We start from the raw sequence: 17,693 nt of genomic DNA, 5'->3' as shown, positions 1-17,693 counted from the left end.
TTGTGTTGACGATTACCAGCCGGGAACCGCACCACCGTTAAAGATAGTCTCTGCCGCCCTGGCGACTTCCGGCGACTGATAGGACTGCATAAATTCCTTCACGTTTTCCGCGTCTTTATTCTCTTCGCGGGCCACGATGATATTCACGTACGGCGAGTTTTTATCTTCAATAAAAATCCCGTCATGTACCGGCGAGAGACCGGTTTGCTGAAGATAGGTGGTGCTGATAATCGCCACATCCACTTTCGGGTCGTCCAGCACGCGCGGCAGCTGCGCCCCTTCCAGCTCCATAATGTTCAGGTGACGCGGGTTGGCGGTGATATCGACCGCCGTAGGCAGCAGGCCAGTCCCCGCCTTCAGGGTAATCAGCTGCTCTTTTTGCAACAGCAGCAACGCGCGGCCCAGGTTAGTGGGATCGTTCGGAATGGCGATAGTCGCCCCGTCTTGCAGATCGGCCACCGATTTTATTTTGCGTGAATAGCCCGCCATCGGGAACACGAAGGTGTTGCCGACCGCCACCAGATGGTAGCCGTGCGCTTTGTTATCCTGCTCCAGGAACGGCCGGTGCTGGAAGACGTTAGCATCCAGATCGCCGGCGTTCGTCGCTTCGTTAGGCAGAAGCGAACCGCTGAAGCCCACCAGCTCGACATCCAGGCCATATTTCTCTTTGGCGACCTTTTTAGCCACTTCCGCGACATCCTGTTCCGCGCCGTTGATGACGCCGACTTTAATGTGTTTCGCATCGCTACCTTGCTGGTCGCAGCCTGCCAGCAGCAGACCCGTCAGCACCACGGCGGCGGCTGTCCGTAAACGCAATTTCATCATTTTTACCCTGTCAGTCCATAGAAGTCGTTATTATTTTTCGTCCAAAACTATAACGACTTTATGGTCAGGTTTTAAACTGCAAAAACAGCAACCGGAAATAAAATCATCTACCGGTGGTTGGCTTCATGCGCCAGCAGCACAGGCGTCGCCTGTTGCTGTTGTTGTGCGAAATCCATCAGTCCTCCGGTTCGCTAGTGATACGGCGGATTCTGGCCCGCGCGTGCCGGGCGTCACAATCGAAAACCGGACGACTATTTTTTGTTTACGCCTCTGGCGGCACCGGCCGCCACGACGATCATCGGCGACAAGCCGCTTACCGACGCCGCCACTCGCCGGGCGTCACGCCATACAGTTTTTTAAACGCCTTCGAGAACGAGGCCTGCGACTGGAACCCACAGCGCCCGGCAATCACATCAAGGTTGGTCTGCCGCTCCACGCGCAGCAGACGCGCAGCCATTGCCATCCGCAGCTGTGAAAGCCAGGCCTGCGGCGTAAGGTGATACGCGCGGGCAAAATGCCGGGCGAAGGTGGCGCGCGACAAAAAAGCGCGGGCGGCCATACTCTCCAGCGTCCAGGGCTGCTCCGGCGTTTCCAGCACCGCGAAAACAGCGGGCATCAGCCGTTCATCGCTCATCAGTCGCAGTAGCCCTGCCGGCGGCGCTTCGCTACCCAGTAGCGTGCGCAGCAGCAAAACCAGCAGCGTGTCGCCGAGGCTACGCACGATAGCCCCGCCGCCGGGGCGCGCCATCAGGCTCTCCCGTACCAGCACGTTAAGCAGCAGCTCCAGTTCCGGGCACTCCGCCCGCTCGTCGGTGTGCAGATGAATCAAGTCCGCCGGTTCTGCAAACAACCAGCTGACGTGCGGGCCGAAGTAAAATTCGCCGCACAGCATCTCCAGCGCATCCTGGTCGGTACCGGTTCGGACCTCGGTCAGGGTCCCGTTAAAGCGGTGGGCGACAGGCAGGATCTGCCCCCACTCCACCAGGCTTTCCATCAGGTGCGGCGAGCCGTGCGGGAGCAAGATGACATCGCCCGCCCGCATCTGCCGGGTCTGTTTGCCGACCGTCAGTCGCCCCTCGCCACGCAACACAAAATGCCAGGGTACCACGCCGCTGCGCATCTGCTCATGCCCGGCCTGCCAGCGACCGCCAAACCGGCAGTGCAGATTCACTTCGCAGCGCGGCGCCAGCAGCGCCAGCAGATGACTGAGACTGTCCATGCCACTCCTGAGACGATAAGACTAAAAAATGAGACGAAGAGCCTCAGTCTAGCACGCCGCATATCCCTAAGATGTCGCCATTGCCACATCACATCCTCACAGACACAGGAGCACACCATGAGCCGTTTAGCTGATATTCGTGAACAAGACGTCACCGGTAAAGCCGCAGAAATTTTCGGGGCGATCAAAAAAGCGATGGGTAAAGTGCCCAATGCCTATTTGACCATCGGCGGTCATTCACCGGCAGCATTGCAGCAAGCGCTGGCGCATAACGCGATGTTGAGTAAAAGCAGCCTGAATGCCAAAGAGCTGGAAGCGATTAACCTCGCCGTGAGCGAAGCCACCGGCTGTGATTACTGCCTGGCGGCGCATACGTTAATGGCCAAAAAAGCGGGTTACAGCGGTGAGCAAATCCATGCCCTGCGCCGCGGCGAGTTTGCTGAAGATGCCCGTCTCGACGCGCTGGTCAAGTTTGTCCAGACCCTGGTGCGCACTCGCGGCACGCTCCCGGAAGCCGACGTCAGCGCACTGCGTAACACCGGCTTCGGCGACCAGCAGGTGATTGAGATTATCAGCGCGGTGAGCGCCATTCTGTTCACCAATATGGTGAACCGGGTGAATGATACGGTCGTCGACTTCCCGAAAGCCGATTAACCCGTAACATCGCCTGTTTATAGCCCCAGCTCGCTCAGTCCCGGATGGTCATCGGGGCGGCGCCCCTGGGGCCAATGGAACAGGCGATCCTGCGCTTCAATCGGCAGATCGTTAATGCAGGCGTAGCGGGTATGCATCAGGCCATGCTCATCAAACTCCCAGTTTTCATTGCCATATGAGCGGAACCAGCTGCCGCTGTCGTCACACCATTCATAGGCGAAACGCACCGCAATACGGTTATTGTTCCATGCCCACAGCTCCTTAATCAGCCGGTACTGCTGCTCCTTTTGCCATTTTCGCGTCAGGAAGCCGATGATTTCCGCGCGTCCATGGACAAACTCACTGCGATTGCGCCACTGGCTGTCGGCCGTATAGGCCAGCGCCACTTTTTGTGGGTCGCGGCTGTTCCAGCCATCTTCGGCGGCGCGAACTTTTTGCAGCGCGCTTTCCCGTGTAAACGGCGGTAGCGGCGGGCGAACTTCGGTCATGGTCACTCTCCTTTTAGCGTTAACTGTTGTTGTAGCTGTAGGTTTTCCTGCTCCAGCGCCTGGATACGCTGCTGCAGCGTCTGGCTATACTCCGCCACCTGCCGGGCGCTGTAGCGCGGCGTAATGTGCTGCGGACAGTTCCAGTCAAACGCCTGCAGATGAAAGCGAAACAGGCGTTCCACCCTGGCGCGGTAATTGTCTGGCGTGACCCGAGCCAGCAGCCCCGGATCATCGTCCTTCGCCAGCACCTCGACGGTGGCATAGATTTTCAGCCTGGCGCGGCGCGGGTAATCCATCAAAAACAGGCAGGCACGGTCGCTGCCGCGTAGGTTGCCGGTGGTGATGTACTGCCGGTTACCGCCAAAATCCGCCATCGCCAGCGTGGCGTCATCCAGCAGATGGAGAAAACCCGGCGGCCCGCCGCGATGCTGAATATAGGGCCAGCCGGTTTGCGATAGCGTTGCCAGATAAACACTGTCGCGGGTGGCGATCATCTCCTCTTCACTGGCGCCGAAACGTTCTCCCCTGCGCTGGCGATACGGCGACTGCCACAGACCATCGCTCCCCATTTCATGTTGAACGTCCATCACATCAGGCGTGATGGCAATATCGAGAAAGTCCCCCGGCATAGATCCTCCGAACGCGCGGTTACTGCGCTCATCATGGACTCTGCCGCCATAAATGATAATACTGCGATACTGACAATCATCTTTCCGGAAAACGGGATAATTATGGATCGCTTGAGCGCCATGGCGCTGCTGGTAAAAGTCACTGAACTGGGCAGCATGTCGGCGGCAGCACGGGCGCTGAATATGCCGTTGACCACCGTCAGCCGCCATATTGCCGAGCTGGAGAGCACGCTCGGCGTGCGCCTGCTGCTCCGCACCACCCGCAAGCTGACGCTGACCGACGCCGGCATCGATTATGTCGCCGCCGCACGGCGGATTCTCGAAGAGGTTGACCTGGCCGAACGCCAGGCGGCGGGGGAATATCAGCAGCCGAAGGGCGAGCTGACGATCGCGGCACCGACGATGTTTGGCCGACAGCATGTTTTGCCAGTTGTCACCGCGTTTCTCGCACGTTACCCGCAAATTCGCGTCCGTTTACTGCTCAGCGATCGTAATGCCGATCTGCTCGACGAGCATATCGATCTCGCGGTGCGCATTGGTCCGCTGCCGGATAGCGGAATGGTTGCCACCCGCCTGGGCGAGATGCGTATCGTCACCTGCGCCCACCCGACGCTGCTGGAAAAACACGGACACCCGCAGCGCCCGCGTGAGCTGAGCACGCTGCCGGCCATTCGTATTGAATCACCGATGCCCTATCGCGGCTGGCGGTTTAAGGCGGCCATGGCGGAAGACCGACACGTGGTGCTTCAGCCGGTGCTCTGCGTGACCACTCCGGAAAGCGCCGCCGATGCCGCGCGACTGGGGGCCGGCGTAGCGCGCCTGCTGCACTACCAGGCCATCGCTGGTCTGGCGTGCGGTGAACTGACGCTGATACTGGAGGCGATGGAACCGGAGCCTGCGCCGGTACACCTGCTGTATACCGCCCGCGGGCTGGCACCTCTTAAGTTGCGGAAATTTCTCGATTTCGCCACGCCGATGCTGCGCCAGGCGCTGACGCGCATCGCGGCAACCGGCTAGTTCGCCACCTTTTTCAGCGGCGCCTCTTTCAGCAGCCATGAGAGCAGAAAGGCCACCGCCATGATGCAGGCCGCCATCAGGAAGGCGGCATGAATCGCCGAGCCAAAGGCATCGAGATAATCAAGGCGGATCTCCGACGGCAGGTTATGCACCGCGGCCGGATTCAGCGCCCGCGGCAGCTCCGTCCCTGCCGGCAGCAGACGCTGCAGGTTGTTTTGCAGAACATGGGTGAACACCGCGCCGAACAGCGCGACTCCGATGGAACCGCCGATCGAACGGAACAGCGTCACGCCGGAGGTCGCCACGCCGTACATCTGCGCCGGCATGGCGTTCTGTACCGCCAGCACCAGCACCTGCATCACCAGTCCCAGACCCATTCCCAGCACGGAGGTAAACAGATACAGCTGCCACATCGGCGAGTAAATGGTAATGCGCGTCAGCAGCACCATCCCTACCATCCCTGACAGCGTGCCAAGAATCGGGAACATGCGATACCGGCCGGTGCGGCTGATAATGCGCCCGCTAACGATCGACGTCAGCAACAGCCCGCCCATCAACGGAATGAGCTGCATCCCGGCTTCGGTCGGCGTCGCCGCCTTCACCACCTGCAGATAGAGCGGCAGGAAGGTGACCGAACCAAACAACGACATCCCGATGACAAAGCCAATCAGGCTGCACAGCAGAAAGCTGCGATTGCGAAAGAGGGAGAGCGGGATAATCGGCTCCGCGGCGATCCGTTCTTCATAAATAAATCCGATAACCCCCACCACGCCGAAGGCGAGAATGCACCAGAGCTGCGGGTCGTTCCACGCACGCACGCTGCCGCCTTCAGAGGTGAAGAGAATGATACACAGCAGCGCCATACTCAGGTAAATCGCGCCCAGCCAGTCGACCTGGTGCTGGCTACGTTTATTGCTGCTGTGGAAAACCGCGCCGATCACCAGCAGCGCAAACAGCCCCAGCGGCAGGTTGATATAGAAAATCCAGCGCCATGAGGCGTGCTGCACCAGGAAGCCGCCGATGAGCGGCCCGATCACCGTCGCCAGGCCGAATACCCCGCCGAACAGCCCCTGATAGCGGCCGCGGTTGGCCGGGGGGATCACATCGGCCACCGCCGCCATACTGATCACCATCAGACCGCCGCCGCCCAGCCCTTGTAACCCGCGCATCAGCACCAGCTGAGTCATATTCTGCGCGACGCCGCACAGCGCGGAACCGACCAGGAACAGCACGATTGCCACCTGGAGCACAATCTTGCGACCGAAGAGATCGCCAAATTTACCGTACAGCGGTACGACAATCGTCGAGCTGAGAATATAGGCGGTGACCACCCAGGAGAGCTTATCCAGCCCGCCGAGCTCACCAACAATCGTGGGTAGCGCCGTCGACACAATGGTCTGATCCAGGGCCGACAACAGCATAACCAGCATCAGCGCGCTAAACAGCAGACGGATCGACGGTGCCGGTTGGGTCGCGACTTGAGATGTCATCACATCACTCGCTTGAAATTAATTAAATGTATAATTAATATTTAGGGAAATGATGAATCCCGTCAAGAGAGGATGAAGAAATGGCCGCACAAAAAGACAATGATGTCCCTCGTCGTCCGGGCCGCCCGCGGGGTAAAAAGCCCGGCACGGCCAGTCGCGAGCAGCTTATGGATATTGCGCTGATGCTGTTTGCCCGCCAGGGGATCGCCCATACTTCGCTCAATGCGATTGCGAAAGAAGCAGGCGTGACGCCGGCGATGCTGCACTACTATTTCAGCTCGCGGGAAGCGTTAGTGGACCAGTTGCTGGAAGAGCGCTTCATGCCTTTGCGCAGTGAGATAGGCCAGATTTTTATCGACCATCCGCAAGATCCGGTGACCGCTTTCACCTTGCTGATCGAGGCGCTGGGGACGCTGGCGGAGAAGCACACCTGGTTTGCGCCGCTGTGGATGCAGGAGGTGATTGGCGAAATGCCGATACTGCGCCAGCATATGCACGCGCGCTTTGGCGAAGATAAATATCACCGGATGCTGACAACGGTGAAGCGCTGGCAGGAAGAGGGCAAACTCAACCCGGCCCTGTCGCCGGAGCTGCTGTTCACCACCCTGATTAGCCTGGTTCTGGTGCCATTCTCCCGCCTGCGTAGCGACACACGCTTAACCTCCGTCACCCGACAGACCATTGTCAGCCACGCGCTGACGCTGATCCGCCGGGGAATTGCTGGTTAAGCCACGCGCTGTCGGCTGCCCGCCGGGGCTACAGCGCTTTTGACAGGTAGTGGCGCGCCATCCCGACGTGCGGAAAATCAGGGAGCGACATCTGCAGCTGATAGCCCTGCTTTTGATAAAACGGCAGGGCCTGGAAGCTGAAGGTATCGACCAGAACATGGCGACAGCCCTCCTCGCGCGCCTGCTTTTCCGCCGCGCGCATCAGTTCTCCGCCCAGCCCGCTGCCGCGCGAAGCCTCGCTGACCCACAAATACTTAATACAGAGCCAGTTGGCCTTTCTGTTGGCAATCAAACCGCCCAGCATGACCCCGGCGTCATCACGGAGGTACACGCCCAAGTCAGCAAACTGCGTCGCATCCAGATAGCGCAGGTTGTATTCACGTAATCCTGCCAGCAACTCTTCCTGATCCGCGGGATTAATACTTTTAGTTATAATCAATGCCATCTGTATTCTCCTTAATTCAATATTATGAAGATATCTCTGCGCTTACTTTCACAAAAAATACTTATTTTCTCCATTATTTCCTGTCTAAATTTTCCGTGCTTATTTTTAATTAAAAAAACCTTTCCATCATCCGCTGGAAACGTATAATGAAGGAAAAATGAGAATGATCATTCTCACTTTATGACACCACGGAGAAAACCATGAGCAACGCACTGGCCGCCCGGCAAAAGATCCGGCAGGATGAAATCATCGCTGCCGCACGTCACTGCTTTCGTCGTCATGGTTTTCACGGAGCCAGCATGGCCCAGGTCGCCAGCGAAGCGAAGCTGAGCGTCGGGCAAATCTACCGCTACTTCGCCAATAAAGACGCCATCATCGCGGAAATGATCCGCCGCATCATCGATTATCGTATTGCCGAGATGGACGGAAAAACGCAGACCGACCAAATTCCGCGGCTGCTCGCCTGGCGACAGACCCTGGATGAAGATGATGACGCGCTGATGCTGGAAATGGCCGCCGAAGCGACCCGCAACCCGCAAATCGCCGCCATGATGGTGGAAGCCGACAAGCGCATGTTTGCCAACGCCTGTGCGCATATACGCAAAGCGCATCCGCATCTGAGCGACGAACGCATCCGTTGCTGCGTTGAGATCACCGCGGTGATGATGGAAGGGACGATTTACCGGCGTCTTGTTCCACAGACGGTGGCACCAGAAGTCCTCGAGAAACTTTATCGGGAAATAACCGCTATGTTGCTAATGGATAAATAATTAACTGCAATTAATAAACAGGGAATTTTAAATTCCCTTTTTGTCGTTTCCGTTTATCGGAAATGCGTCATCAGCTAGCCTGAACCCTGCTATTTAATTAGCAGGGAGGACGTCGTTCATCCTGAGAAAAATATAATGAAATATACCATGCTCCCCATCGCAGCGGCCTTATTCATCCTGAGCGGATGCGATAATGCCCAAACATCAGCCCCACCACAGGTGACGCCGGAAGTGGGCGTTGTCACGCTGAAAAGCCAGCCCGTGTCGGTGATCAGTGAACTGACCGGTCGTACCACGGCTTCACTCAGCGCCGAAGTGCGCCCGCAGGTGGGCGGCATCATTCAAAAACGCCTGTTCACCGAGGGCGATATGGTGAAAGCCGGCCAGGCGCTGTATCAAATCGACCCGTCCAGCTATCGCGCGGCCTATAACGAAGCCGCCGCCGCCCTGAAGCAGGCGCAATCTCTGGTGGTATCCGACTGTCAGAAAGCTCAGCGCTACGCGGCGCTGGTCAAAGACAACGGCGTATCTCGTCAGGATGCCGACGATGCGCTGTCGACCTGTAATCAGGACAAAGCCAGCGTGGAGTCGAAAAAGGCGGCGCTGGAGAGCGCGCGTATTAACCTGAACTGGACCACCGTTACCGCGCCAATTGCCGGACGTATCGGGATCTCTTCCGTCACCCCCGGCGCACTGGTTTCCGCCGACCAGGATACCGCCCTGGCGACGATCCGCGGGCTGGACACCATGTATGTCGATCTCACTCGCTCCAGCGTCGATCTGCTGCGCCTGCGCAAACAAGCGCTGGCGACCAACGACAATACGCTTAGCGTGTCCCTGACCCTGGAAGATGGCAGCACCTACAGCGAAAAAGGGCATCTGGCGTTGACCGAAGTGGCGGTGGACGAATCCACCGGCTCGGTCACGCTACGCGCAGTCTTCCCGAACCCGCAGCATGTCTTGTTACCGGGAATGTTCGTGCGCGCCCACGTCGATGAAGGGGTGATGGACGACGCGATCCTGGCGCCGCAGCAGGGCATCACCCGTGATGCCAAAGGCAATGCCACCGCGCTCGTCGTCGATGGCAACAGCAAAGTAGAACAACGGGAAGTCGAAACCGGTGACGCATACGGCGACAAATGGCTGGTAGTGAACGGCCTGAAAAGCGGCGATAAGCTGATCGTTGAAGGCACCAGCAAAGTCGCTGCGGGTCAGCAGGTCAAAGCCGTCGAAGTCAACAATGACGGAGGCAACGCCTGATGTTTTCCCGCTTCTTTGTGCGCCGCCCGGTTTTCGCCTGGGTTATCGCCATTCTGATCATGCTCGCCGGGGTGCTCGCCATCCAGACGCTGCCGGTGGCGCAATATCCTGACGTCGCCCCTCCGGCGGTAAAAATCTCGGCCACCTATACCGGGGCCTCTGCGGAAACCCTGGAAAACAGCGTCACTCAGGTCATTGAACAACAGCTGACCGGGCTGGATAACCTGCTCTATTTCACCTCCACCAGCAGCTCTGACGGCTCGGTAGATATTACCGTCACCTTCGAGCAGGGGACCGACCCGGATACCGCCCAGGTGCAGGTACAGAACAAGGTCCAGCAGGCGGAATCGCGTCTGCCGAGCGAGGTGCAACAGTCCGGCGTCACGGTAGTGAAATCGCAAAGTAACTTCCTGCTGATCCTCGCGGTGTACGATAAAAATAACAAAGCCACCAGCTCCGATATCTCCGACTGGCTGGTCAGTAACATGCAGGACCCGCTGGCGCGCGTTGAGGGCGTCGGCAGCCTGCGCGTTTTCGGCGCAGAATACGCGATGCGTATCTGGATGGATCCAACGAAACTGGCCTCCTACGCGCTGATGCCTTCCGATGTACAAACGGCGATTGAAGCGCAGAACGTGCAAATTTCCGCGGGTAAAATCGGCGCGCTGCCATCATCCAGCGCGCAGCAGCTAACCGCCACCGTCCGCGCCCAGTCGCGGCTGCAAACGGTCGATCAGTTCAAAAATATTATCGTCAAGAGCAAGTCAGACGGCTCGGTGGTGCGGCTGGGCGACGTCGCTCGTGTTGAGATGGGCAGCGAAGATTACACCGCCACGTCAAACCTCAACGGCCACCCGGCCGCCGGTATCGCGGTGATGATGGCCCCGGGCGCCAACGCGCTGGATACCGCCACGCGCGTGAAAAGTAAAATTGCTGAATATCAGCGTCAGATGCCGCAGGGCTACGATATCGCCTATCCGAAAGACAGCACCGAGTTCATTAAAATCTCGGTTGAAGATGTTATTCAAACGCTGTTTGAAGCCATCATTCTGGTGGTTTGTGTGATGTACCTGTTCCTGCAAAATTTCCGCGCCACGCTGATTCCGGCGGTGGCGGTGCCGGTGGTACTACTGGGGACCTTTGGCGTGCTGGCCCTGTTCGGCTACTCCATCAACACCCTGACCCTGTTTGCGATGGTACTGGCCATCGGCCTGCTGGTGGATGATGCCATCGTGGTGGTGGAAAACGTCGAGCGTATTATGCGCGACGAGGGCCTGCCCGCCCGCGAAGCCACCGAAAAATCGATGGGAGAAATATCCGGGGCGCTGATCGCGATTGCGCTGGTGCTGTCGGCAGTCTTCTTACCGATGGCCTTCTTTGGCGGCTCGACCGGCGTGATTTATCGCCAGTTCTCGGTGACGATTATCTCGGCGATGATGCTGTCGGTGGTGGTGGCTCTCACCTTAACGCCGGCGCTGTGCGGCGCACTGCTCTCCCACTCTAAACCGCATACCACAGGATTCTTCGGGGCGTTTAACCGTCTGTGGGGTCGTACCGAACAGGGCTACCAGCATCGCGTGCTCGGCGGGCTACGCCGCTCTGCCATGATGATGGGCGCCTTTGTGCTGATTTGCGGCGCCATGGCGCTGGCGATGTGGAAGCTGCCGGGGAGCTTCCTGCCGGTAGAGGATCAGGGCGAAATCATGGTCCAGTACACCCTCCCGGCGGGCGCCACCGCCGTGCGTACCGCCGAAGTACGTCGCCAGGTGACCGACTGGTTCCTCAGCAAAGAAAAAGCCAATACCAACGTTATTTTCACCGTCGATGGCTTTAACTTCAGCGGCAGCGGACAAAACGCCGGGATGGCCTTCGTATCGCTGAAAAACTGGTCCGAACGTAAAGGCGCCGAGAACACCGCCCAGGCGATTGCCCTGCGCGCCACCCAGGATCTAAGCAGCATTCGCGACGCCTCGCTGTTTGCCATGACCCCACCGTCGGTGGACGGCCTGGGGCAGAGCAACGGCTTTACCTTTGAGCTGATGGCCAGCGGCGGTACCGATCGCGATAGCCTGATGAAAATGCGCAGCCAGCTGCTGGCTGCCGCCAGTCAAAGTCCGGAACTCCAGTCGGTCCGCGCCAACGACCTGCCGCAAATGCCGCAGCTGCAGGTCGATATCGACAATGACAAAGCCGTTTCCCTGGGACTGTCGCTGAGCGATGTCACCGACACGCTCTCCAGCGCCTGGGGCGGCACCTACGTGAACGACTTTATCGATCGCGGACGCGTGAAGAAGGTTTACATTCAGGGAGAAAGCGACGCCCGCGCCGTACCGTCCGATCTCGGTAAATGGTTCGTACGCAGCAGCAATGACAGCATGACGCCGTTCTCCGCCTTTGCCACCACCCATTGGCAATATGGCCCGGAAAGCCTGGTGCGCTACAACGGCTCCGCCGCCTTCGAAATCCAGGGTGAAAATGCCTCCGGCTTCAGCTCCGGCGTGGCTATGGAAAAAATGGAAGCGCTGGCCAACAGCCTGCCGGCAGGCACCACCTGGGCGTGGAGCGGCATGTCGCTTCAGGAAAAGCTGGCCAGCGGGCAGGCCATGAGCCTGTATGCCATCTCGATTCTGGTGGTGTTCCTGTGTCTCGCCGCGCTGTATGAAAGCTGGTCGGTCCCCTTCTCGGTGATCATGGTAATCCCGCTGGGCCTGCTCGGCGCCGCGCTGGCGGCGTGGATGCGCGATCTGAGCAACGATGTCTACTTCCAGGTCGCACTATTGACCACCATCGGCCTGTCGTCGAAGAACGCCATCCTGATCGTTGAATTTGCCGAAGCGGCGGTGGATGAGGGCTACTCGCTGTCACGTGCCGCACTGCGCGCTGCGCAAACCCGTCTGCGCCCCATCGTGATGACCTCGCTGGCGTTTGTCGCCGGGGTCCTGCCGCTGGCGGTAGCGACCGGCGCCGGCGCCAACAGCCGTGTGGCGATCGGGACCGGTATTATCGGCGGCACCCTGACCGCCACGCTGCTGGCGGTGTTCTTCGTTCCCCTGTTCTTTGTGCTGGTGAAGCGTCTGTTCACCCGCCAACGCCCTACTCAGGAGTAAGTTATGTTTCGTTTGACCCTGGTTTTTGTTGCGCTCCTGACCGCAGGCTGTGTTTCCCTCGATCCGGACTATAGCCGCCCGGCGGCGCCGGTTCCCGCGACGCTCCCTGGCGCTCACGGCGAAGCCACTGCGGTGGTCGGCAGCTGGCAGCAGGTTGTCAACGATGCGCGGCTGAAAAAAGTGGTCAGCATGGCGCTGACCAGCAACCGCGATCTGCAGAAAGCGATTGCCGACATTGAGGCCGCTCGGGCGCAGTATGGCGAAACTCGCGCATCGCTGTTCCCCACCGTTGATGCTGAACTTAGCCATACCCGCAGTAAAACCGTCGCCAGCGGCCTCACCTCATCCGCAGAGGCCGACGGTGCGGTTTCCAGCTTCGAGCTGGATCTGTTTGGTAAGAATCAGAGTTTATCGCGGGCGGCACGGGAGACCTGGCTTGCCAGCGAATACACCGCGCAGAATACGCGCCTGACGATGATTGCCGATCTGACCACCGCGTGGGTCACGCTCGCAGCGGATAACAGCAATCTGGCGCTGGCCCAGCAGACCCTGGCCAGCGCTGAGAACTCGCGCAAAATTGTCGCCCGCCAGATGGCGGTAGGCACCGCTTCCGCGGGCGACCTCAGCGATGCCGAAAGCGTTTACCAGCAGGCGCGTGCCAGCGTCGCCAGCTATCGCACCCAGGTGGCGCAGGACAAAAATGCGCTCAATTTACTGGCCGGTGAAACCGTCCCCGACAGTCTGCTGCCCGGCACCCTGGAAAGCCTCGGCGACCACAGCATTCGCCTGGTACCGGCCGGCGTATCCTCGTCGGTGCTGCTCCGCCGCCCGGATATTCAGGAGGCAGAGCATAATCTGAAGAGCGCCAATGCGGATATCGGCGCGGCGCGGGCCAACTTCTTCCCGACTATCTCTCTGACCGCCAGCGCTGGCGTAGGCAGCGATGCGCTCTCTTCCCTGTTCAGCCACGGAATGCAGGTGTGGTCGTTCGCCCCATCGATCAGTCTGCCGCTGTTTACCGGCGGCAGCAATCTGGCCCAGCTACGCTATGCGGAAGCGGAGAAAAAAGGACTGATCGCCACCTATGAGAAAAGCATTCAGAGCGCCTTCAAAGACGTGGCCGATGCGCTGGCGCGCCGGGAAACGCTGAGCGAACAGCTGGATGCCCAGCGGCAATATGTCGCCGCCGAGCAGACGTCGCTGGACATTGCGCTGAAGCGATATCAGACCGGCGTTGGCGATTATCTGTCGGTCCTGACCGCCCAGCGCACGCTGTGGTCGGCGCAGGCCACGTTAATTTCTCTGCAACAAACCGATTTGGAAAACCGCATCACGCTCTGGCAGTCGCTGGGAGGCGGCGCCAGCTAAATCAATATCAACCGGGCGGCAACGCCCGGTATGCTAAAGGAGTTTTTATGCCGCGCATCTCCCTCTCCTGGGCGTTAATTCTCGGTCTGTTAACCGCCATCGGCCCGCTGTGCACCGATTTCTATCTGCCCGCGCTGCCGGATATAACCCAGCAGCTGAACGCCAGCGGCACGCAAACCCAGCTCTCGCTGACCGCAGCGCTGATTGGCCTTGGTCTCGGTCAGCTGTTTTTTGGTCCACTGAGCGACCGCATCGGGCGCAAAAAACCGCTGGCGCTCTCGCTGCTGCTGTTTATTTTTTCGTCGGCGATGTGCGCCGCGACCTACGATATTCATATGCTGATCGGCTGGCGTTTTCTGCAGGGCTTTGCAGGGGCTGGCGGTTCAGTGCTCTCCCGATCGATTGCTCGCGATAAATATCAGGGCACTCAGCTGACCCAGTTTTTCGCTCTGTTGATGACCGTCAACGGCATCGCCCCGGTGGTGTCGCCGGTGATTGGCGGCTACATCATTACCGCGTTCGACTGGCGAATTTTGTTCTGGACGATGGCCGCTATCGGCGGCGTACTGCTGCTCCTGAGCCTGACGGTACTGCGCGAAACGCTGCCGGGTAAAAGTCCGGCCGCGACACAGCAGCAAAGCGACGGCCCGGTGCTGAAAAACCGTCCCTTTATGCGCTACTGCCTGATTCAGGCCTTTATGATGGCCGGGCTGTTCTCATACATCGGCTCGTCGTCGTTCGTGATTCAGAGCGAGTACGGCATGACGGCCCTGCAGTTCAGTCTGCTGTTCGGCGTAAACGGCATTGGACTGATTATCGCCGCGCAGATCTTCTCCCGCCTCTCGCGCCGCTATAGCGCCGATACGCTGCTGCGCGGGGGACTGAGTCTGGCGGTGCTCTGCGCAGTCATCACCCTGCTTCTCGCCTGGCAACACCTGCCGCTGCCGGCGCTAATCGGCCTGTTCTTCACCATGTCGTTCATGAGCGGGATCAGCACCGTTGCCGGATCAAAAGCGATGAGCGAGGTCAGCCGTGCGCAGTCGGGTACCGCCTCGGCACTGATGGGGACCCTGATGTTTGTCTGCGGCGGCATCGCCGCGCCGCTGGCCGGGCTCGGTGGTGAAACGATGTTGAAAATGAGCCTCGCGATGACCATCAGCTATCTGATCGCCCTGTTCTTCGGCCTGCAAAAAAACCACCCGACCCGTTAAGAACGAATGCAGTAATAAAATATTCCAAATTTATTACTGCATCGCTTCCCGACCTGCCTGCAAATCTCTTATTATCCGTTGAGTGTTAATCGTGATAACCTTCACATGATTGGAATAATTAATTCCTTAGAATCTGGCTTAACTGTGATTGAAGAGGTTTGTGTATGAGTATCGACCTGAGCGCGCTGCTGACCGAGCGCCGCAATGCCAATAGCGCCAATATAGACACCCTGTCCACCGTCGAGATGCTGACGGTCATTAACCAGGAAGACCAGCAGGTGGCCCACGCGATCGCCCCCTATTTACCGCAAATCGCTCAGGTCGTAGATAAAGTGGCCGCGGCGATACAAGCCGGCGGACGCCTGATTTACATTGGCGCCGGGACCTCCGGTCGCCTGGGGATCCTCGATGCCAGCGAATGTCCACCGACTTTCGGTACCCGTCCGGAGCAGGTGGTCGGGGTGATTGCCGGTGGCCAAAAAGCGATTCTGAGCGCCGTCGAAAACGTCGAAGACAACAAAGCGCAGGGCGCCCTGGACCTGCAAAATCTTAACTTCAGCAACCGCGATGTGCTGGTTGGCCTGGCCGCCAGCGGACGTACGCCGTACGTCATTGGCGCCATGGAGTATGCCCACAGCCAGAACGCCTTTGTCGCCATCGTCAGCTGTAACCCACATGGTGAAATGGCCCGTCTGGCCGATGTGGCCATCACCCCGGTCGTGGGTCCGGAAGTGGTCACCGGGTCTACCCGTCTGAAGGCGGGAACCGCGCAGAAGCTGGTGCTGAACATGATCTCCACCGGCGCCATGATCCGGGTTGGTAAGGTTTACAGCAACCTGATGGTTGACGTTGAAGCGACCAACGCGAAGCTGATTGAGCGTCAGGTATCGATCGTTATGGAAGCAACCGACTGCGATCGCGCCACCGCGCAGGCCGCGCTGGACGCCTGCGGTCGCCACTGTAAAACCGCCATTGTTATGGTGCTGGCGAATCTGAGCGCTGCAGAAGCAAAATCCCTGCTGGCGCAAAATAACGGTTTTATCCGCAAAGCGCTGAGCAACACCTAAGCGCCGACAACCAGGTAACGTGCAATGGCAAAAATAAATAAAGAGATGATAGCGCGGATCCTTACGCATGTTGGCGGGGCCGGAAACGTCGCCCAGGCGGGGAACTGTATGACCCGCCTGCGTTTAACCCTACGTGACGAGCAGCTCGCCGATAGCGCAGCCATCCGCCAGATTGAAGGGGTGATGGGGGTTATCGTCAGCGATGAGCAGTTTCAGGTGGTGCTCGGCCCCGGTAAAGCGCAAACCGCCGCGGAAATGATGAACCTACTACTGGAAGAGGCGCCGGCCGACGCGCCGTCTCTGGCGGCGGTGGCGGCAGAGAAAAAACAGGCGCTGAAAAGCAAGCAAACCAGCGGCGTGCAGAAGTTTCTTGCCAAATTCGCCACTATTTTTACCCCGCTGATTCCCGGTTTTATCGCCGTCGGCCTGCTGCTCGGCTTCGCGACGCTGGCAGAACAGATGTTCGTGCTGGAGAACACCCATCCCAGCGCCTCGCTGGTAGCGCTAATCGGCTACATGAAAGTCTTCAGCAAGGGGATGTTCACCTTCCTGAGCATCTTGATTGGCTATAACGCGCAGAAAGCGTTTGGCGGTTCCGGAGTCAACGGCGCCATTATCGCGTCGCTGTTCGTCCTCGGCTATAACCCCGAAGCCACCAGCGGGTTCTTCTCCGGCATCACCACCTTCTTCGGTCACGGCATCGACCCGCGCGGCAACATTATCGGCGTGCTGATTGCCTCGATTCTCGGCGCGTGGGTGGAAAAGCAGGTACGCCGCGTGATGCCGGCCAACCTCGATATGATCCTGACCTCGGCAGTCACTCTGCTGATTATGGGCGCGGTGACCTTTACGGTGATTATGCCCATCGGCGGCTGGCTGTTTACCGGGATGTCGTGGCTGTTCCTCCATCTCAACGGCAACCCGTTTGGCTCCGCGGTGCTCGCCGGTCTGTTCCTGCTGGCGGTGATGTTCGGCGTCCATCAGGGCTTCGTGCCAGTCTATTTTGCGCTGGTCGATGCGCAAGGATTTAACTCGCTGTTCCCGATTCTGGCGATGGCAGGGGCCGGGCAGGTCGGTGCCGCGCTGGCGCTGTACTGGCGGGCGAAGCACGGCTCGATGCTGCGGACCCAGATTAAAGGGGCGATCATTCCCGGCTTTCTCGGTATCGGCGAACCGCTGATTTATGGCGTAACCCTGCCACGCATGAAGCCGTTTATCACCGCCTGTATCGGCGGTGCCTGCGGCGGCTTTTTCCTCGGTCTGATCGCGTGGCTGGGCCTGCCGGTGGGGCTGAATACGGTCTTTGGCCCTTCTGGCCTCGTGGCGCTACCGCTGATGACCTCCGCGAGCGGGATCTACGCCGGCATGGCGGTTTACGCCGCAGGTCTGGCGGTGGCCTATCTGTGCGGCTTCAT

The 17,693-nt window shown here is 59.1% G+C and carries 16 protein-coding genes; 10 read left to right on the top strand and 6 right to left on the bottom strand.

Annotation, left to right across the window (positions count from 1 at the left end):
- Window positions 1-12: 12 nt before the first annotated feature.
- Window positions 13-822, bottom strand: coding sequence for a lipoprotein NlpA (nlpA, locus tag ROR01S_RS16085; RefSeq protein ID WP_064359688.1), 810 nt, complete (start codon window positions 820-822; stop codon window positions 13-15).
- A 316-nt stretch (window positions 823-1,138) separates the two neighbouring features.
- The gene (locus tag ROR01S_RS16080) at window positions 1,139-2,044 is read right to left on the bottom strand and encodes an AraC family transcriptional regulator (protein ID WP_064359687.1); all 906 of its coding nucleotides are present in this window, start codon (window positions 2,042-2,044) and stop codon (window positions 1,139-1,141) included.
- Window positions 2,045-2,161: 117 nt separating this feature from the next.
- Here ROR01S_RS16080 and ROR01S_RS16075 point away from each other — a divergent pair, with 117 nt between their 5' ends.
- Window positions 2,162-2,698 (top strand): carboxymuconolactone decarboxylase family protein, encoded by a 537-nt coding sequence (locus ROR01S_RS16075; RefSeq protein WP_004869032.1) that lies wholly within the window; start codon window positions 2,162-2,164, stop codon window positions 2,696-2,698.
- A 17-nt stretch (window positions 2,699-2,715) separates the two neighbouring features.
- Here the strand turns inward: ROR01S_RS16075 and ROR01S_RS16070 are convergent, their stop codons facing one another.
- Together ROR01S_RS16070 and ROR01S_RS16065 are read right to left on the bottom strand one after the other, a co-directional pair.
- Window positions 2,716-3,186: a nuclear transport factor 2 family protein gene (locus ROR01S_RS16070; RefSeq protein ID WP_064359686.1), complete on the bottom strand. Its 471-nt coding sequence runs from the start codon at window positions 3,184-3,186 to the stop codon at window positions 2,716-2,718.
- Window positions 3,187-3,188: 2 nt separating this feature from the next.
- A complete protein-coding gene (locus ROR01S_RS16065) occupies window positions 3,189-3,815 on the bottom strand; it encodes a pyridoxamine 5'-phosphate oxidase family protein (protein WP_004869035.1) in 627 nt (208 codons plus the stop codon).
- Between the two features lie 102 nt (window positions 3,816-3,917).
- Here ROR01S_RS16065 and ROR01S_RS16060 point away from each other — a divergent pair, with 102 nt between their 5' ends.
- A complete protein-coding gene (locus tag ROR01S_RS16060) occupies window positions 3,918-4,832 on the top strand; it encodes a LysR family transcriptional regulator (RefSeq protein WP_004869036.1) in 915 nt (304 codons plus the stop codon).
- Here the strand turns inward: ROR01S_RS16060 and ROR01S_RS16055 are convergent.
- Complete coding sequence (locus ROR01S_RS16055; RefSeq protein ID WP_004869040.1) at window positions 4,829-6,322, bottom strand: MDR family MFS transporter; 1,494 nt, start codon at window positions 6,320-6,322, stop codon at window positions 4,829-4,831. The genes ROR01S_RS16060 and ROR01S_RS16055 overlap by 4 nt on opposite strands.
- 80 nt (window positions 6,323-6,402) lie before the next feature.
- On the opposite strand from ROR01S_RS16055, the gene ROR01S_RS16050 reads away from it, so the two are divergent.
- Window positions 6,403-7,050, top strand: coding sequence for a TetR/AcrR family transcriptional regulator (locus ROR01S_RS16050; RefSeq protein WP_004869043.1), 648 nt, complete (start codon window positions 6,403-6,405; stop codon window positions 7,048-7,050).
- 28 nt (window positions 7,051-7,078) lie between these two features.
- Here the strand turns inward: ROR01S_RS16050 and ROR01S_RS16045 are convergent, their stop codons facing one another.
- Entirely contained in the window at window positions 7,079-7,495 is a 417-nt protein-coding gene (locus tag ROR01S_RS16045; protein ID WP_004869045.1) for a GNAT family N-acetyltransferase, read from the bottom strand.
- Between the two features lie 200 nt (window positions 7,496-7,695).
- Between ROR01S_RS16045 and ROR01S_RS16040 the strand changes: the two genes are divergently transcribed.
- The 7 genes from ROR01S_RS16040 to murP all read left to right on the top strand — a co-directional run.
- Complete coding sequence (locus tag ROR01S_RS16040; RefSeq protein ID WP_004869046.1) at window positions 7,696-8,265, top strand: TetR/AcrR family transcriptional regulator; 570 nt, start codon at window positions 7,696-7,698, stop codon at window positions 8,263-8,265.
- A 135-nt stretch (window positions 8,266-8,400) separates the two neighbouring features.
- Window positions 8,401-9,525 (top strand): efflux RND transporter periplasmic adaptor subunit, encoded by a 1,125-nt coding sequence (locus tag ROR01S_RS16035; RefSeq protein ID WP_004869049.1) that lies wholly within the window; start codon window positions 8,401-8,403, stop codon window positions 9,523-9,525.
- Window positions 9,525-12,632: an efflux RND transporter permease subunit gene (locus ROR01S_RS16030; protein WP_004869050.1), complete on the top strand. Its 3,108-nt coding sequence runs from the start codon at window positions 9,525-9,527 to the stop codon at window positions 12,630-12,632. Before ROR01S_RS16035 ends, ROR01S_RS16030 begins: the two co-directional genes overlap by 1 nt.
- A gap of 3 nt (window positions 12,633-12,635) precedes the next feature.
- A complete protein-coding gene (locus ROR01S_RS16025; protein WP_004869053.1) occupies window positions 12,636-14,000 on the top strand; it encodes an efflux transporter outer membrane subunit in 1,365 nt (454 codons plus the stop codon).
- Window positions 14,001-14,047: 47 nt separating this feature from the next.
- Entirely contained in the window at window positions 14,048-15,211 is a 1,164-nt protein-coding gene (locus tag ROR01S_RS16020) for a multidrug effflux MFS transporter (RefSeq protein ID WP_064359685.1), read from the top strand.
- A 164-nt stretch (window positions 15,212-15,375) separates the two neighbouring features.
- On the top strand, window positions 15,376-16,278 hold the full coding sequence (gene murQ, locus ROR01S_RS16015; protein WP_064359684.1) for an N-acetylmuramic acid 6-phosphate etherase: 903 nt from the start codon (window positions 15,376-15,378) through the stop codon (window positions 16,276-16,278).
- 24 nt (window positions 16,279-16,302) lie between these two features.
- Window positions 16,303-17,693, top strand: a 1,391-nt coding sequence (gene murP / locus ROR01S_RS16010; protein ID WP_064359683.1) for a PTS N-acetylmuramic acid transporter subunit IIBC, incomplete at its 3' end; no start/stop codon positions are given.

The organism is Klebsiella ornithinolytica NBRC 105727 = ATCC 31898 (assembly GCF_001598295.1).
GTDB classification, from domain to species: domain Bacteria; phylum Pseudomonadota; class Gammaproteobacteria; order Enterobacterales; family Enterobacteriaceae; genus Klebsiella; species Klebsiella ornithinolytica.
The sequence above is the reverse complement of the archived record's forward strand: the minus strand, read 5'-3'. Positions and strand labels throughout refer to the sequence as shown.